Source organism: Futiania mangrovi (assembly GCF_024158125.1).
In the GTDB taxonomy this organism is placed as follows: Bacteria; Pseudomonadota; Alphaproteobacteria; order Futianiales; family Futianiaceae; genus Futiania; species Futiania mangrovi.
On record NZ_JAMZFT010000001.1, the window covers coordinates 690,023 to 706,036 of the forward strand.

Consider the following 16,014-nt stretch of genomic DNA (forward strand, 5'->3'; position numbering starts at 1 on the left):
GTGGACGCCACCGGCCCCGGTGAACCGGGAGAGCATAGCGAACGTCTGAAAGCACTGGTGCTGAGGGTCCAGGGCGCCGTGCTGCTGAGCATCATGGGGCTTGCGCTGCTGAAAGGTCTCGGCGGTGTCACCGGGCTCGAACCGCTGGCCTTCGCCCTGATGCTGCCGTTCGGCGCGCTGGTCGCGTTCAACGGCACGCGGGTCGCGCGGGTCTTCCTCGCGGCGGCGGCGCTGGCGGTCGTGGCATTGCTGACGCTGGTAGAGACGCCCGGCCCGGTGTTCGGGGAGGCGGTGCGGCGGTCGCTGCTGTTCGTCTCCTTCTTCTCCGCGATCCTGATCCTGCGGGAGGCCACATTCCGTTCCCATCTGCTGCGGCGGCTCAGCGATTATCTTGTGTCGCAGCCGCCGGGGCGACGGTTCATTTCGCTCCTGCTCGGCAGCCATCTGTTCGGCGTGATGATGAACATGGGCGGCATCGTGCTGCTGGGCGCGGTCGCGACGCAGAAGAGCAGGCGCGACGGCACGGGCCTCAGCCCGTTTGACCAGAGGCAGGCGGCGCTCGCCGTGCTGCGCGGGTTCGCACCCACGGCGATGTGGTCGCCGCTGTCGCTCACGCCGGTCGTCGTCTCCTCGCTGGTGCCGGGGGTGCGGATCGGCCAGCTCGTCGCCTGGGGCATCGGGTTCGCCGCAGCGATCCTGGCCATGTCCTTCGTGGTAAACCGGCTGGAGACCTGGACCGAGCGGCGAAAGCGGCAGGCCACGATGACCGCCGCCGCGGCTGCGCCCCCGCGCCCGCCCACGCCGTGGCGCACGCTGTTCGCCGTACTGGGGGTGGTGCTGCTGATCTTCGTGCTGATCGCGGCGGGAGTGCGCCTGACCGGGGCAGGGATCGCCACCGTGGTGACGCTGGTGCTGCCGGTCTTCACGCTGGGCTGGCTTCTGGTGCAGTGCCGCTACTCGCTGCGGGCGTGCGTGCGCGGGCCGCTTGCCAATGTCGCGGCACGGACGCTGCCGGCGCAGTCGTCGGAGATCACGGTCATGATGGTCGCGGCCTTCGTCGGGCCGGTGATCGTCGCCCTTCTCCCAGCCGGGTTGATCGCGGAATGGCTTGCTGGGCACCATTTCGGAGCCATCGCAATCGTCTATGGCAGTTTCCTGATCGTGCTCGTCTCAGGCGCCATCGCCGTCAATCCGATTGTGACGATTGCCGTCATCATGGGGGTCATCGGCGACCCCAGGGACCTTGGCGTGCACCCGCTCTACATCGCGACGACGCTGACCGCAGCGTGGGGGATGGCGGCGCAATTGTCGCCGGTCACGGCCTGCTCGATGATCTCGGCCGGTGCGTTCGGGGTGACGCCGCGCACCCTCGTCTTCGGATGGAACCGGACGTTCGGCGTCGTCGCCATGCTGGCGGCGCTGGTGGTCATCGTCGGGGTGGGGTTGTTGCAGCAGGGCTAGCCCGCTCACGCGGAGCAGACCGGAACAGGGAGGGACAGGTCATGGACGAGGTCAGGGTGGACGAACCGGCCCCGGGGGTCGTGCGGTTGCGGATCGACCGGCCGGAGAAGCGCAACGCACTCTCCATCGCCGTGCGCAGGCGTATCGTCGACGAACTAGCCCGAATCGACGCCGACCCGGCGCTCCATGCCGCGATCCTGGCGGGCGGGGAGAAGATCTTCGCCGCGGGTGCGGACATCGCGGAACTGAAGGGGCTCACCCCCGTCGGCATGGCCGCGCGAGGCACCGACGCGATGTGGGACGCGATCGCGGGCTTCTCCAAGCCGCTGATCGCCGCGGTGCGCGGGGTGGCGTTTGGCGGCGGCTTCGAGCTTGCGATGTGCTGCGACATGATCGTCGCGGGCGAGGGGGCGCGCTTCGGCCTGCCGGAGGTGAAGCTGGGCCTGATCCCCGGCGGGGGCGGGACGCAGCGCCTGATCCGGCTGTGCGGCAAGCATCTCGCGATGGACGTGCTGTTGACAGGCCGGACGCTCACCGGGCCGGAGGCGGAAGCACGCAACGTGGTGAGCCGCTGCGTTCCCGACGCCGAGGTCGATGACACCGCCGTCGCGATGGCCGCGGCCGCCGCAGCGATGGCCCCGCTTGCCGTGCGGCAGGCGAAGGAGGCCGCCCTGCGCGGCGCCGACGGACCCTTGCCGACGGGGCTCGCGCTCGAACGCAAGGCGATCCAGGTGCTGTGCGGCAGCGCGGACTTCGCGGAAGGGGTCGCGGCCTTCCTGGAGAAGCGGCCCGCCCGGTTCGGAGGACGCTGATCCGGCAAAAGACAGCCCCGCCACACGACGGTCTCGCAGGGCGGGGCAGGTGACAGGGAGCGTCGAGCCGACCCTGGAATCAGCCGCGCAAAATGAAGGTTCATTCAGAATCGGTAGCCTGTCAAGGCCCGATCCGGACCCGGGTCGTGGCCGCGTCCCGCCCCATGCATACCCATGAGATCCTGCATGAGATTTCCCATGGAGATGCATGGGGCAGTGCATGGTTAGGACCGTCCGTAAGGGCTCCCGGCCCCTTGACGGGCTTGTCGCCGTGTGACTGAATGAATGTTCAATAAGGGGTGCGGCCGGGTGCAACGGCCGCCCGCGCGGAGACCGGCCGGGCCGGCCCGCGGGAGCGATGGGAGGAGCCGATGACAGCCACCGGAGGGGCCGCGATGCAGGACGCGCTGTCCGGTGTCCGCGTGCTCGATTTCACGACGATGATGGCCGGGCCCTACGGCACGCGGCTGCTCGCCGACCTCGGCGCGGAGGTGATCAAGATCGAGCCGCCGGATGGCGACTACATGCGCTATCAGCCGCCTGTCAAAAACGGGTGCAGCCGCTATTTCGGCCACCTCAACGCAGGCAAGAAGTCCATCGCGCTCGACCTGAAAGCCAAGGCGGCGCAAGAGGTTGTGGCCCGCATGATCGCGAACGCCGACGTGGTGATCGAGAACTTCCGGCCGGGCGTGATGGCGCGGCTGGGCCTCGGCTACGACGCCTGCGCGGCGATCAATCCACGAATCGTCTATTGCTCGATCTCGGGCTACGGGCAGGACGGTCCGGATGCGGAGAAGCCCGCCTACGCCCCGATGATCCACGCCGCCAGCGGCTACGACGTGACGCTCGCGGGCTACCAGCCGGAGGAGGGGCCGCCCGCCGTGACCGGCGTGTTCGTGGCCGATGTGCTGGGGGGCCTCTACAGCGCCTCGGCGATCCAGACCGCGCTCTTCCAGCGGGAGCGGACGGGCCGCGGCCAGGCCATCGACACGACCCTGATGGAGTGCATGCTGAACCTGCTGATCTACGAGATCCAGTTCGAGCAGCAGCCCTCGAACGCGCGCCGCCCGCGCTACGGGCCGCTGCCGACGCGCGACGGCCACGTCATCGTCCTGCCGATCAATTCGCGCAATTTTCTCAATCTTTGCAAGGCGTTGGGGCATGAGGAGTGGGCCACGGACCCGCTGTTTGCCGCCCCGGCTGACAGGGTCCGTAACTGGGACGCGCTGATGGCCCGGATCGCGGAGTGGACGCGCACCCGCACCGCCGCCGACTGCGAGACGACGCTGATGGCGGGGGGCGTGCCGGCCTCGCGTTACCGCACGGTGCGCGAGGCGATGGAGGATCCGCAGCTTGCCTTCCGCGAAGCCTTCTCGGTCGTGGAGGATGCGGCCGGACCCTTCCGGGTGGTGCGCGGTCCCTACACGATGTCGGGCACCTCGACGGCGGTGCGCGCGCATGTGCCGGCGCTGGCGGAGCATACGGAGGCGCTCTTGCGCGATGTGGCAGGGCTCGACGCCGCCGCAATCGCCCGGCTGAGAGACGAGGACGGAGGTGTCCGCTTCCCCGGCTGAGACGGGCGGTACGGACGCGGGCATAGCGGAGAGGGGACTGACATGAAGGTGCGGCAACTGCACGAATGCACGGCGGTGGTCACCGGCTCGACCGCGAGCATCGGGTTCGAGATCGCGGCCCAGCTCGCCGAGGCCGGCGTGCCGCGCGTGATGCTGAACGGCCGCGAACAGGCGCGCTGCGACGCGGCGGTGGACCGCCTCAAGGCCCGGGCGCCGGATGCCGACGTGCGCGCCTGCACCGCCGACAGCGCAACGCACGCGGGCGCGCGCGCCGTGATCGACGCGGCCGTCGGCGCGTTCGGCGCCATCGATATCCTCGTCACCAGCATTCCGGGGCCGAAGAACCTGACGCCGCGTCCCTTCCACGAACTCGATGCGGAGGAGCTCGACGCCCTCGTCGCCGCGCACATGATGAGCGCGATCTACACTTGCCAGGCCGCGCTGCCGCACATGATCGCGCGCGAGGGGGGCGTGATCATCAACATGTCCTCCGACGCCGCCAAGATCGCAACACCGGGCGAGGTCGTGATCGGGGCGAGCAAGGCGGGCACGCTGATGTTCTCGCGCACGCTCGCGCTGGAACAGTCGCGCCACGGCATCCGCGTGCATGCCATCACGCCCTCCATCGTCGCAGGCACCGAGGCCTACGACCGCCTGATGGAGAAGGAATTCAGCCGCAAGCTCTTCAAGAAGGCCGAGGCGAAGGCAAAGCTCGGCGTGGTCACGCCCGCCGACATCGCACCGCTCGCGGTTTTCCTGTGCTCGCCAGGGGCCGCGAAGATGACCGGGCAGGGGATCAGCGTGAACGGCGGTATCTCGGCTGCCTGAACGCGGCTGCCTGAACGCCATCCGCCAGAGGGGAGAAACGCCATGAAGGTACTGATCACGGGGGCGAGCCGGGGCATCGGCCGGGCGACCGCGCTGAAGATGGCGGTTCCCGGCGCGGGGCTGGCGCTCTGCGGCTCGGCGCACGGCGATGAGCTCGCCGACGTGGTGGCTGAGGCGCGCAAGGCCGGGGCGGACGCGCACGCCTTGCTGGGCGACCTCGCGGACGCTGAGGTTCCCGCCCGTCTGGTGGCGGACGCGGTGGAGAAACTCGGCGGTCTCGACGGCGTGGTGGCCAATGCCGGGATCACGTCGCCCGCGCCCCTGCACGAGCTTGAGATCGCCGACTGGCAGCGGGTGTTCGACGTCAATGTCCGCTCGGTCTGGCTGCTCGCGAAGGCGGCGCGGCCCCATCTGATCGCGGCCAAGGGCGCGATGGTCATCATCAGCTCGATGTCGGGAATGCAGCCCTATCAGAACATGGGGCCCTACAGCGCGTCGAAGGCCGCGGTCTCCATGCTCGCCCGCCAGCTTGCGCAGGAATGGGCGCCGCACGGCGCACGGGTGAACGTGGTCGCGCCGGGCCTTTTCGAGACGGGATTGACCGCCTCCACCTATGCAGATCCCGAGAAGCGCCGGGCGCGCGAGGCGCTGGTGCCCCTGCACCGCATCGGCCAGCCGGAGCGGGAGATTGCGGGCCTCATCGCCATGCTGCTCGGTCCCGACGCGGCCTACACCACGGGGGCGGAACTGCGGGTCGACGGCGGCCTGCTCGACTCCATCCAGACGCACCTCGCCGGGCGTCCCCGGACCGGGAGCTGAGGCCCATGTGGATCCCGCGTCCCGATCCCGGTCGCGCGCGCCGCTACCATGCCGAGGGCTGGTGGCGCGACGTCTCCATCGGACAGGCGGTCGCGGCATCCTGTGCAGCGCGGGCGCATCACGTCGCGGTGCTTGATGCGCAAGGGGGCACGCTCACCTATGCCGAACTCGACGCGGCATCTTCACGCCTGGCGGGCTGGCTGCAGAACCAGGGCGTTGGTTCGGGCGACATCGTCACCATCTGCCTGCCGAACCGGGCGGAGGCCATCGTTGCCTTCCTGGGAGCTCTGAAGCTGGGGGCGGTCCTCAATCCCGTGCCCGTGACCTACGGCCCCGCCGACATGGCCTATGTGATTGGCAAGTGCGCCAGCAAGGCCGTGATCGTCGCGGGCCGGTTTCGCAGTGCCGACTACACCGCCTACATGGCCCGCATCCTTCCCGACCTTGGCCACGCGCCCGCCGTCCTCGTGCTGGGCGAGGGCGCGCATGCGGTCGGAACGGCGTGGGAGGAGGCGCTGGCCAGGGCCCCGCTGGCGGACACTGCGGTGCCTGACGCCGACGGGCCTGCCGCGGTGCTCTTCACCTCGGGAACCGAATCCCAGCCCAAGGGGGCCGTGCACAGCCACAACACGATCCTCTTCGGCGAGCGCGCGATGGCCCGCGCGCTTGACCTGACCGCAGACGACATCGCCTTCATGGCGTCGCCGATCTCCCATGCGACGGGTTTCCTGCACGGGTTCGCGATGACCATGATGCTGGGCGGTACGCTCAGCTTGCTCGACGTGTTCACCGCGCCCGCGGCCATCGCGCAGATGCGCGCCCACAAGGCCAGCTGGACGATGGGCGCGACGCCGTTTCTTACCGATACGGTGCGGGAGCTTGCCGCGCGATCCGAGGCGCTGCCCGACCTGCGCTATTTCCTTTGCGGCGGCGCCCCGGTGCCGGAGGAGGCCGTGCGCCGCGCCGCGGACGCAGATATCCGCGTGCTCAGCATCTATGGCTCGACCGAGAGCCCGCCGCACACGCTCGTCCACCCGGACGATCCGGCCGAGAACGCCTGGACCACCGACGGCCGCCCGCTCGCCGGGATCGAGGTGCGTATCGCCGGGGCCGACGGAGGCGGCGTTGCAACCGGCGAGGTGGGGGAGGAGTGGTCGCGCGGGCCCAACACCTTCCTCGGCTATCTCGACGCGCCCGACCTGACGGCGAAGGCGCTGGATGCCGACGGGTGGGTGCATTCCGGCGATCTCGCGCGCGGCTTTCCCGACGGTTCGATCCGCATCGCGGGCCGGATCAAGGAGCTGATCATCCGCGGCGGCCAGAACATCTCCGTGCGCGAGGTCGAGGAGAAGCTGCTGCGCATCCCCGGCTGCCGCCAGGTCGCGGTGGTCGGCATCCCGCACGAGCGGCTGGGCGAGACGGGTTGCGCCGTCTTCACCGTCGATCCCGGCACCACGATCACGCTCGCCGACGTGCAGCGCTTCCTGATCGAGGCCGGGACCGCGAAGTTCAAGATCCCGGAGCGCGTCGAGGTGTGGGAGCGCCTGCCCATGACACCCAGCGGGAAGATCCAGAAATACCTGATCCGCAAGCAACTGACGGACGGCATCGGCGCGGGAGGCACCAGGCCATGATTTCCTACGAGCGCGAGGGGGACCACGGCGCGATCGTCCTGTCACGCCCCCCCGTTAACGCGATGGGCGCCGATTTCGTCGAGACGTTCCATGCCGCCCTCGACCGGGCAGAGGCCGACGGCCCCCGTGCCGCGCTGGTTATCCGCAGCACCCAGCGCTGTTTCTGCGCCGGCGCGGACCTCGCCATGATTTCCGCGCTCTTCGACGCTCCCGACGGTCCCTTGCGAATGCACGACTACGTCGCCGGCCTTCACGCGCTCTTCGACCGGCTGGAGGCGTTTCCCGCCGTCACCGTCGCCGCGATCAACGGCGCAGCCATGGGCGGCGGCCTCGAACTTGCCCTCGCCTGCGACCTGCGGGTCGTTGCCGAGGAGGCCCGCATCGGCCTGCCGGAGGCCGACGTCGGCATGATCCCCGGCGCGGGCGGCACGCAGCGGCTGACACGCCTGTGCGGGGAGGGGACGGCCAAGCGTCTCATCCTCGCCGCCGAGCTTGTCGGCGGGGTCGAGGCAAAGGCTCTCGGCATCGCGCAATACTGCGTTCCAGCTGCCGGGATCTATGACGCCTCGCGCGCGCTCGCGGCCCGCATCTCCGGCCTGTCGGCAGGCGCCTTGCGCGCGTCCAAGTCCTGCATCGCTGCCGCCCTGGACCCGGCCGCGGACGGTTTCGCGCGGGAGCTTGCCGTCCCCCTCGACCTCATGCGGACCGAGGAGGCGCGCGCCCGCGTGAACGCCTTCTTCGCCCGCCGCGCCCAATCGGCGAAAGCCCACAGCTGAGCAAGGGAAGCAACAGATGAATCTCGACGGAAAGACAGCACTCGTCACGGGCGGGGGATCGGGGATCGGCAAGGCGATCTGCGCGGCCTATGCAGAGGCTGGCGCGCACGTCTTCGTGGCCGACATCAATGCCGAAACCGGGCAAGCCACGGCATCCGAACTGACCGCCGCGGGCCGCTCGGCGGTCTTCCTGCCGCTCGACGTGACGGACCGCGCCTCGGTCGAGGCCGCCGCGGCCACGGTCCGCGAGGGGGGCAGGCTCGACATCCTCTGCAATGCGGCGGGCTGGGACATCATCCAGCCCTTCCTGCAGAACACGCCAGAGTACTGGGAGAAGATCATGGCGATCAACTTCATGGGCCCGGTGACACTGACCCGCGCCGTGCTCGAACTGCTGATCGAGAGCGGGCAGGGCCGCATCGTCAACATCGCGTCGGACGCGGGCCGTGTCGGCTCCATGGGCGAGACGGTCTACGCCGGAGCCAAGGGCGGCCTGATCGCCTTCACCAAGTCGCTGGCGCGGGAGACGGCGCGCTACGGCGTCAACGTCAATTGCGTCTGTCCCGGTCCGACAGACACGCCGCTCTTCGCCAGCCAGCCCGAGAAGATGCGCGAGGCGCTGACACGCGCGATTCCGCTGCGTCGCGTGGGCAAGCCCTCGGAGGTGGCGGACGCCGCCCTCTTCTTCGCGAGCCCGCGCGCCGACTACATCACCGGCCAGGTGCTCAGCGTCTCCGGCGGCCTTACGATGGTGGACTGAGCTCATGGACGAGATCTATTTCGACGACCAGACGGTCGAGATTCGAGACATGGTACGCCGTCTGGCGCGCGAGAAGATCGCGCCCCTCGCGCAGGCCAGCGACGACGAGGACCGCTTCCCGGCGGAACTTGTGCAGCCGCTCTACGACGCGGGCATTCTCACCATGCCCATGGAGGAGGCCTACGGCGGCATCGACGCCCCGACCCAGGTCCTCTCCGTGGTGCTGGAGGAGGTGGGCGCGGCCTTTGCCACCATGGGGCCCGTTCTGCTCTCGACCTTCTCGCCGATCAAGATCGTCGCCATGGCGGGCCTGCCGCACCAGCGTGCGGCGATCTTCTCCGCCATGTCCGCGACGCCCTCGATCGGCGCATTCTGCCTGTCGGAGCCGCATTTCGGGTCCGACGCCCGCTCCATGAAGACCACGCTGACGAAGAAGGGCGACCGCTGGGTGCTGAACGGCACCAAGCGCTGGATCACCAATGGCGGGATCGCGCACTGGTACCTCGTCTTCGCGCGCTGCGGCGAGGGGCACGACGACTATGCGGTCTGCATGATCCCGGCAACGCTGCCCGGCATCTCCTTCGGCAAGAAGGAGAAGAAGATGGGCCTCCGCGGCGGGCCGATGTGCGACGTCATCTTCGACAATGTCGAACTGCCGGAGGAATACCTGGTCGGCAAGCCGGGCGACGGCTGGACCATCCTCGACCGCACGGCGAACACCATGCGCTGCTGGGGCGCGGCCTCGATCTGCGCGGGCATCGCGCGCTCCGCCTACGAGGTCGCCGGGAAATACGCCGCCGAGCGGGAGGCGTTCGGGCGTCCGATCGGCAAGTTCCAGGGCATCGGCTTCAAGCTCGCGGACATGGCAACGAACCTGCGCACCACGCAGCTTCTGATCCGCGACACCAACTACCGCGTCGACCGGGAGCTTCCGACCGTGTCCGCCGGGACCATGGCACAGGTCTCCATGGCCAAGTACCGCGCCGCCGACACCGCCATGTCGGTCTCGCTGGAGGCGGTGCAGATCCTCGGCGGCTACGGCTACATGCAGGAGTACGAGGTCGAGCGGATGATGCGCGACGCCAAGGCGTTCCAGATCCTCGACGGTTCGAACGAGATCCAGCGCCTCATCCTCTCGCGCGACATCCTGCGATCGTTCGCCTGAACGCGATTTTCCGGGCGCGGCCGCCGCCGGCACCCGACCCCACAAGAACGGAGACCGACCGATGAACTACACCGACATCCTCTATGAGGTGAGCGAGGAGATCGCCACCATCACCATCAACCGGCCCGACCGGCTCAACTGCTTCCGGGGCCGCACCATCGAAGAGCTGATCCATGCGTTCAAGGCGGCGTGGGCAGATCGCCGGGTCGCCTGCGTGATCCTGACGGCCGCGGGCGAGAAGGCGTTCTGCGTCGGTGGCGACCAGAAGGAGATGCGCGAGAAAGGTACTTACGGTACCAGCGAGAATGGCCTTTGGGAGATCGACGACCTCCACTCCGTTATCCGCAACATTCCAAAGCCCGTGATCGCGGCGGTCAATGGTTACGCCATCGGCGGCGGTCATGTGATCCACGTCATCTGCGACATCACCATCGCCGCCGAGCACGCGAAGTTCGGCCAGGCGGGTCCGCGCGTCGGGTCCTTCGACGCGGGCTGGGGCACGGCGTATCTCGCCCGCACGGTGGGGGAGAAGCGGGCGCGCGAGATCTGGTTCTTCTGCCGCCAGTACAGCGCGCAGCAGGCGCTCGACTGGGGCCTTGCCAACGCCGTTGTGCCGTCTGCCGACCTGATCCCTACCGCGCGCGCCTGGGCGCGGGAGGCTGCGGCGCTCAGCCCGACCGCGCTGCGCTTTCTGAAACATTCCTTCAACGCCGACAGCGCGCACATCTTCGGGCAGGTCAAGATGGCCGCCGATGGCCTTGCCGCCTTCGTCAAATCGGACGAGGCGCGGGAAGGCAACCAGGCGTTCGTGGAGAAGCGCCAGCCCGACTTCTCGCCCTTCCGCTAGGCGAGAGGCGCATCCGAAGGAGATCGTTTACGGCTCGCCAACTGGCGTGGCGCATGACCGCACCGGCCCCTCGCTCAGCTCTACGGGCGAGGGGCGCCCGCCAGCCCTCGGAGGCATCCGGCCGTGAAGGGGACGCCGTGACGGCGGTCGGGTGTAATCGACCTGCGTCCCGAATTGCTATGGGTGAGGGGCAATGTGGTCCTGGTTGCGCTGTGTTCCTAGCGCCACTCCTAATCAGCGGGTCCAAGATTCGAGTCTTTGTACACCCACCAATCGTCTCAAGGACTTGTGGTGAGTTTGGGCGCGGTGCTGCAGAAGCGCGGTACCACATGGTTGCCACGCGCGCGAAATTCGCTGACCAGGTTCGCACCCCGACTCTTTCCATGGTTCCAGCCGCCCGGATGTCCTGCGCATACCTCGGCTCCTTTCGCTTCACATGGTAAGAGCCGGCGCGGCGGTATGGGCGGCGTTCACTGGCCTCGATGCCGGTCGTGCCCGGGCGATCCGGCAGCGGTCGATGCTGCATGGGCCGGCTGCCAATCGTCCGCGCGCATGATCGCGACTTTCGCCTTGTGTATGAATAAGCGGACAACTAGCGTATATACGAAATTCGAAAAGGCGCTTGCCGCGATATGGTGCAAGTGCCGGCAAGGGCGATGCCGGTCACGGTCCGGGACTGGTTGCGCCTCTCCGTTGCTGGGTAGGGATGGAGGAAGCTGCCGCATGGCATACACGCCCGAGCAGGAAGAAATTCGCACAAACATCAAGAAGTTATGCCTGCGCTTCGGCGATGACTACTGGCTTGAGCGTGATACGGACGGCAAATTTCCCGACGAATTCTGCGACGCAATCGCGCGCGAAGGCTGGCTCGGCATCGCCATGCCGGAGGCTTATGGCGGTAGCGGCCTTGGCATCACCGAGGCGGCGACCATGGTTCAGGCGATCACCGAATCCGGGACGGGGAACGCCGGCTTTACCGCGATCGCCATCAATATATTCGGCTTGAATCCGGTAGTCGTGTTCGGCACGGAGGAGCAGAAGCAACGCTGGCTGCCGCCCATCATCGACCGGACGGACACGGCCTGTTTCGGCGTGACCGAGCCCGATGCAGGCCTCGACACGACCCACATCACGACCCGCGCCGTGCGTCAGGGGGATGGTTATGTCGTGCACGGCCAGAAGACCTGGACCTCCACCGCCCAGAAGGCGAACAAGATCCTGCTGCTCGCGCGCACGAAGGCGCTGGGCGAGACGGCGAAGCCGATCGACGGGCTGTCGCTCTTTTATACCGACCTCGACCGGCGGTATGCTGAGATCCGCGAGATCGACAAGATGGGCCGGAAGTGCGTCGACTCCAACCAGGTATTCTTCGACGGTATGCCGATCCCGCGCGAGGATCTTATCGGCGAGGAGGGCAAGGGCTTCCGCTACCTACTCCATGGCCTGAACGCGGAGCGCATCCTGATCTCCGCCTCGATGGTCGGCCTCGGGAGGTGTGCGCTGGACCGGGCGGCAAAGTATGCGCGCGAGCGGGTGGTTTTCGGCCGGCCGATCGGGATGAACCAGGGCATCCAGCACCCGCTGGCGAAGTCCTGGGCGGACCTTGAGGCGGCGAACCTGATGGCCTTCGAGGCGGCGCGTCTCTACGACGCCGGCAGGGAGTGCGGACGGGAGGCGAACGCCGCGAAATATCTTGCCGGCGAGGCGGCGTTCGAGGCGTGCATGAATGCGGTCATGACGCATGGCGGCATGGGCTATGCCAAGGAATACCACGTTGAGCGCTACTTCAGGGAAAGCCTGATCCACCGGATCGCGCCGATCACGCCGCAGCTCATGCTTTGCTACCTGGCCGAGCGCGCGCTCGGTCTGCCGAAGTCCTATTGAGACCGGCGCCGTGGTTCCCCGTCATCCCGGACGGCGCCCGCATTTGGGAGCGGCTGCATGACGACGACATCGAGGCCGCTCGACGGGGTCCGGATCGTTGACCTCTCGAACATGTTGATGGCGCCCTACACGACCCAGATCCTGGGCGACATGGGGGCCGATGTCATCAAGGTCGAAGCCCCGCCCGGCGGCGATCCGGTGCGGGGCATCGGCCCGTTGAGAAGTCCGGGTATGGGGGCGATCTTCCTCAACACCAACCGCAGCAAGCGCAGCATCGTTCTGGATCTCAGGGCGCCTGGCGGACACGAGGCGATGATGCGCCTGCTGAAAACCGCCGACGTCCTCGTCTACAACCGCAGGCCGGCGGTCATGGAACGGCTGGGCCTCTCCTACGAGACGGTCCGGGAGGCCAACCCGGGTCTGATCTACGCGGGGCTGTTCGGCTACGGCCAGGACGGGCCGTACGGTCACAAGCCTGCCTTCGACGACCTGATCCAGGGGGTCGTGGCGATCCCCAGCATGATGCGCCACCCGGGCGATGCCGAACTCCGCTATGTGCCGACCGCGATCGTCGACCGCGGGGTGGCGCTTTGGGCGGTCGGCCAGATCACCGCGGCGCTCTTCCACCGCAGCCGGACAGGGCAGGGTCAGCGGATCGACATGCCCATGTTCGAGATGATGGCGAGCTTCGTGCTCAGCGATCACATGCAGGGCCTGACGTTCGAGCCCCCGCAGGGCCCTGTCGGCTATGCGCGCCTGCTTTCCCCGGAGCGGCGACCGTTCCGGACGAGCGACGGCCACATCTGCGTTGTCATCTACACCGACACCCACTGGCGGAGTTTTTTCGAGGGTCTCGGCAGGCGCGAGGTGGTCGATACCGATCCCCGCTTCCAGTCCATGACGACGCGGACCCGCAACATCGAGACGATCTACCGCGACCTGGGCGAGATCCTGCGGGGCCGCACCACGGCCGAGTGGTTGCGCTTCTTCGAGGAGACGGACATTCCCGCGATGCCTGTGCACACATTGGAGAGCCTGCTCGACGATCCGCACCTGAAGGCGGTCGGCTTTTTCTCGACGAACTCTCACCCGTCCGAGGGGCAGTTGCGCGAGATGGCGTTCCCCAGCACCTGGTCGGAGACTCAGCCGTCGAGCACGCGCCATGCGCCACTCCTGGGCCAGCACAGCTCCGAGATCCTGAGGGAGCTCGGCTACGCCGAGGCAGAGGTCGCGCGCATGATTGCCGACAGGACGACATTGATTGCGTGAACGCCTGAAGGAGGCGCGGGTGCTGCTGGAGCTGGCGGACCGATTTCGAGAGACCGCCAGGATCACATGAAGTCTGCGAATGGTCTTGTGGCGTGCTGCAAAACTGGCGGCGACATTGCCCACGGCAAGAACGGGGACAGCGACCGCCTGGACAAACCCTAGGGAGGATGAAGGCATGAGGATCAAGTCGACAGCACTTTCGGTGGCGTTGGCATCTGCCATTGCACTGTCGCTGCCTGCGCTGGCGCAGACCGTCGATGGCCCGACGGTGGAGTGGAACATTTCCACCTGGGGCAACAAGAGGGCCTTCACCGCCGGCATGGAGAAAACGGCCGAGCTTGTCGCCGAGCGGACCGGCGGCAAGTTCACGATGAAGATCCACTACGGCGAGGCGCTGTCGAAGTCGCGCGAGAATCTCGACGGTCTCAGCATCGGCGCCTTTCAGGGGGCGTCCGTGTGCGGCTTCTACCATCCCGGCAAGAACCCCGCCTGGTCGGTTCTGACCCTTCCGTTCCTGCCGTTCAGCGACTGGAACGTGTCGCGTACCGTTCGCGACAACATGATGAAGCATCCGGCCCTGGTCGCCGACATGGACCGGTGGAACGCCATCTCGTACATGTCGGGCCTGATCCCGCCGAACGAGGCAATGGGACGTGGCAAGCCCCCGGCGACGCTCTCTGACTGGAAGGGCATGCGCGTCCGTGCCGGCGGCGGGTTGGGCGACGCCATGGAGATCCTCGGCGCGGTGCCGACGACGGTTCCCGCGCCGGACGTCTATACCTCCCTCGAGCGCGGAACCATCGAGGCGGCCGTGTTCCCGTTCACCTATGCGTTCTCGGCCTACAAGCTGCCCGAGATCAGCACCTGGTACACGTCCAACATGTCGCTCGGCGTGACGGAATGCTGGATCGTCTTCGGCAAGACCGCGTACGGAAATCTTCCCCAGCAGTACAAGGACCTGCTGGAAGACATCAAGGATGCGGCCTACGAGGCCCAGATCGCCGCCTATGTCGATATCGACAAGAAGAACGTGCCTGTGTTCCGGGAGAAGCTTCAGGAACTCGTCTACACCGACGAACAACTGGCGGAACTGAGGAGGGTTGCCGGGCAGCCTGTCTGGGACAAGTGGGTTGCGGAGAACCAGGACAAGTTTGACGCCCGCGGGCTCCTGGATGCGCTTCTCGCGGAGATCGAGAAGGCGCAGAAGGGCACCTGAACCCCCCTGCATGGACCTGATCGGAAGGGGGCCGCGCCGCATCCTGCGGCTCCTTTCCGGCGGGCCGGCGCGGCAGCGCGTCAGCCTGTCGTGCCCGTTCCTTGCGAGGCGCGTTTGCGCGCGGGGCGCGCACCTTTCGGTTCCGCCCGATCCTGTTCCGGCACGTAGCCGAGGACGGAGGAGATGTCGGCCGCCGTTTCCTTCGCGATCCTCCGGAAGCGGGTGTTCTCCGCCTTGCCACGGGCGATCGGGGCGCCGATGACGAGGCCCCCGCACACGGCGCCGCTCGCATCGCGGATAGGCGTTGCAAAGCCCGCCGCATCCGAGGAGAAGTCGCCCATGGTGACCGAAATGCCGTCCTGCCTGATGGTTTCCAGCAGCTCTTCGAGCTTGTCGCGGTCCACGATTGTCCTGTCGGTCACGGCCGCCATCTTCACCTTCCTGAAGTAGGCATCCCGTTCCGCGTCCGGCATGAAGGCGAGGAAAAGGCGCCCGCACGCCGTCGGATAGAGCGGTCTCTGCTCCCCGATGTGTGCACAGAAGCGGATGGTCTTCGACGTCTCGACAAAGTCGATATAGGCGAAGGCGGTCTGCCCCGATCCCATCTCTGCCAGAAGGACGGTCTCGCCGCACTCCTGCATTGCCTTTTCGAGGTGGGGCCGGGCGATCTGCCTGAGACTGCGCCCGGACATGATCATCGAGGCGAGCGACAGGGCCTCTTCTCCAAGGAGATAGAGCGCCCCCTGTCGCCTGATGAGTCCCTGGTCCGAAAGCCCCTTCAGCGTGCCGGCCAGCGAACTCTTGGGAACGTCGAGTTGGGCTGCAATGGAAGACAGGTTCAGACCGTTCGGCCTCGTCGCGAGCAGTCTCAGCAGAGCAAACCCGCGCGCCAGTGCCATTGGGCCTTCGTTCTTCGTCGCCATGCTGCTCGCGTCGATGTCTGGGATCCTGGGGCGGTGTTTCTATGCA

General features: G+C 67.6%; 14 protein-coding genes. 13 read left to right on the forward strand and 1 reads right to left on the reverse strand.

What is annotated here, in order from left to right; translation table 11 throughout:
• The 13 genes from NJQ99_RS03420 (at nt 1) to dctP (ending at nt 15,045) form a co-directional block, all read left to right on the forward strand.
• Entirely contained in the window at nt 1-1,461 is a 1,461-nt protein-coding gene (locus NJQ99_RS03420) for a hypothetical protein (protein ID WP_269331392.1), read from the forward strand.
• 41 nt (nt 1,462-1,502) lie between these two features.
• Nucleotides 1,503-2,273: an enoyl-CoA hydratase-related protein gene (locus NJQ99_RS03425; RefSeq protein WP_269331393.1), complete on the forward strand. Its 771-nt coding sequence runs from the start codon at nt 1,503-1,505 to the stop codon at nt 2,271-2,273.
• A gap of 371 nt (nt 2,274-2,644) precedes the next feature.
• Entirely contained in the window at nt 2,645-3,847 is a 1,203-nt protein-coding gene (locus NJQ99_RS03430) for a CaiB/BaiF CoA transferase family protein (protein ID WP_269331394.1), read from the forward strand.
• A gap of 42 nt (nt 3,848-3,889) precedes the next feature.
• On the forward strand, nt 3,890-4,675 hold the full coding sequence (locus NJQ99_RS03435; protein ID WP_269331395.1) for an SDR family NAD(P)-dependent oxidoreductase: 786 nt from the start codon (nt 3,890-3,892) through the stop codon (nt 4,673-4,675).
• Nucleotides 4,676-4,717: 42 nt separating this feature from the next.
• Nucleotides 4,718-5,494 (forward strand): SDR family NAD(P)-dependent oxidoreductase, encoded by a 777-nt coding sequence (locus NJQ99_RS03440; protein WP_269331396.1) that lies wholly within the window; start codon nt 4,718-4,720, stop codon nt 5,492-5,494.
• Between the two features lie 5 nt (nt 5,495-5,499).
• The gene (locus NJQ99_RS03445; RefSeq protein WP_269331397.1) at nt 5,500-7,128 is read left to right on the forward strand and encodes an AMP-binding protein; all 1,629 of its coding nucleotides are present in this window, start codon (nt 5,500-5,502) and stop codon (nt 7,126-7,128) included.
• Nucleotides 7,125-7,904, forward strand: a complete 780-nt coding sequence (locus NJQ99_RS03450) for an enoyl-CoA hydratase/isomerase family protein (protein WP_269331398.1) — start codon at nt 7,125-7,127, stop codon at nt 7,902-7,904. The genes NJQ99_RS03445 and NJQ99_RS03450 overlap by 4 nt, the downstream gene beginning before the upstream one ends.
• Before the next feature lie 16 nt (nt 7,905-7,920).
• Nucleotides 7,921-8,664: an SDR family NAD(P)-dependent oxidoreductase gene (locus tag NJQ99_RS03455; RefSeq protein WP_269331399.1), complete on the forward strand. Its 744-nt coding sequence runs from the start codon at nt 7,921-7,923 to the stop codon at nt 8,662-8,664.
• Between the two features lie 4 nt (nt 8,665-8,668).
• Nucleotides 8,669-9,829: an acyl-CoA dehydrogenase family protein gene (locus NJQ99_RS03460; RefSeq protein ID WP_269331400.1), complete on the forward strand. Its 1,161-nt coding sequence runs from the start codon at nt 8,669-8,671 to the stop codon at nt 9,827-9,829.
• A 61-nt stretch (nt 9,830-9,890) separates the two neighbouring features.
• Nucleotides 9,891-10,676, forward strand: coding sequence for an enoyl-CoA hydratase-related protein (locus tag NJQ99_RS03465; RefSeq protein WP_269331401.1), 786 nt, complete (start codon nt 9,891-9,893; stop codon nt 10,674-10,676).
• Nucleotides 10,677-11,399: 723 nt separating this feature from the next.
• A complete protein-coding gene (locus NJQ99_RS03470; protein WP_269331402.1) occupies nt 11,400-12,560 on the forward strand; it encodes an acyl-CoA dehydrogenase family protein in 1,161 nt (386 codons plus the stop codon).
• A gap of 57 nt (nt 12,561-12,617) precedes the next feature.
• Nucleotides 12,618-13,829 carry a CaiB/BaiF CoA transferase family protein gene (locus NJQ99_RS03475; RefSeq protein WP_269331403.1) on the forward strand — a complete coding sequence of 404 codons (1,212 nt, stop codon included), beginning with the start codon at nt 12,618-12,620 and terminating at the stop codon, nt 13,827-13,829.
• Nucleotides 13,830-14,004: 175 nt separating this feature from the next.
• On the forward strand, nt 14,005-15,045 hold the full coding sequence (gene dctP / locus NJQ99_RS03480; RefSeq protein WP_269331404.1) for a TRAP transporter substrate-binding protein DctP: 1,041 nt from the start codon (nt 14,005-14,007) through the stop codon (nt 15,043-15,045).
• An 80-nt stretch (nt 15,046-15,125) separates the two neighbouring features.
• On the opposite strand, the gene NJQ99_RS03485 is transcribed toward dctP, so the two are convergent.
• Complete coding sequence (locus tag NJQ99_RS03485) at nt 15,126-15,968, reverse strand: IclR family transcriptional regulator (protein ID WP_269331405.1); 843 nt, start codon at nt 15,966-15,968, stop codon at nt 15,126-15,128.
• Between the last annotated feature and the right edge of the window lie 46 nt (nt 15,969-16,014).

Coding starts and splice junctions, on each gene's coding strand:
- NJQ99_RS03425 (WP_269331393.1), top strand. CDS start 1,503: ATGGACGAGGTCAGGGTGGACGAACCGGCCCCGGGGGTCGTGCGGTTG.
- NJQ99_RS03430 (WP_269331394.1), top strand. CDS start 2,645: ATGACAGCCACCGGAGGGGCCGCGATGCAGGACGCGCTGTCCGGTGTC.
- NJQ99_RS03435 (WP_269331395.1), top strand. CDS start 3,890: ATGAAGGTGCGGCAACTGCACGAATGCACGGCGGTGGTCACCGGCTCG.
- NJQ99_RS03440 (WP_269331396.1), top strand. CDS start 4,718: ATGAAGGTACTGATCACGGGGGCGAGCCGGGGCATCGGCCGGGCGACC.
- NJQ99_RS03445 (WP_269331397.1), top strand. CDS start 5,500: ATGTGGATCCCGCGTCCCGATCCCGGTCGCGCGCGCCGCTACCATGCC.
- NJQ99_RS03450 (WP_269331398.1), top strand. CDS start 7,125: ATGATTTCCTACGAGCGCGAGGGGGACCACGGCGCGATCGTCCTGTCA.
- NJQ99_RS03455 (WP_269331399.1), top strand. CDS start 7,921: ATGAATCTCGACGGAAAGACAGCACTCGTCACGGGCGGGGGATCGGGG.
- NJQ99_RS03460 (WP_269331400.1), top strand. CDS start 8,669: ATGGACGAGATCTATTTCGACGACCAGACGGTCGAGATTCGAGACATG.
- NJQ99_RS03465 (WP_269331401.1), top strand. CDS start 9,891: ATGAACTACACCGACATCCTCTATGAGGTGAGCGAGGAGATCGCCACC.
- NJQ99_RS03470 (WP_269331402.1), top strand. CDS start 11,400: ATGGCATACACGCCCGAGCAGGAAGAAATTCGCACAAACATCAAGAAG.
- NJQ99_RS03475 (WP_269331403.1), top strand. CDS start 12,618: ATGACGACGACATCGAGGCCGCTCGACGGGGTCCGGATCGTTGACCTC.
- dctP (WP_269331404.1), top strand. CDS start 14,005: ATGAGGATCAAGTCGACAGCACTTTCGGTGGCGTTGGCATCTGCCATT.
- NJQ99_RS03485 (WP_269331405.1), bottom strand. CDS start 15,968: ATGGCGACGAAGAACGAAGGCCCAATGGCACTGGCGCGCGGGTTTGCT.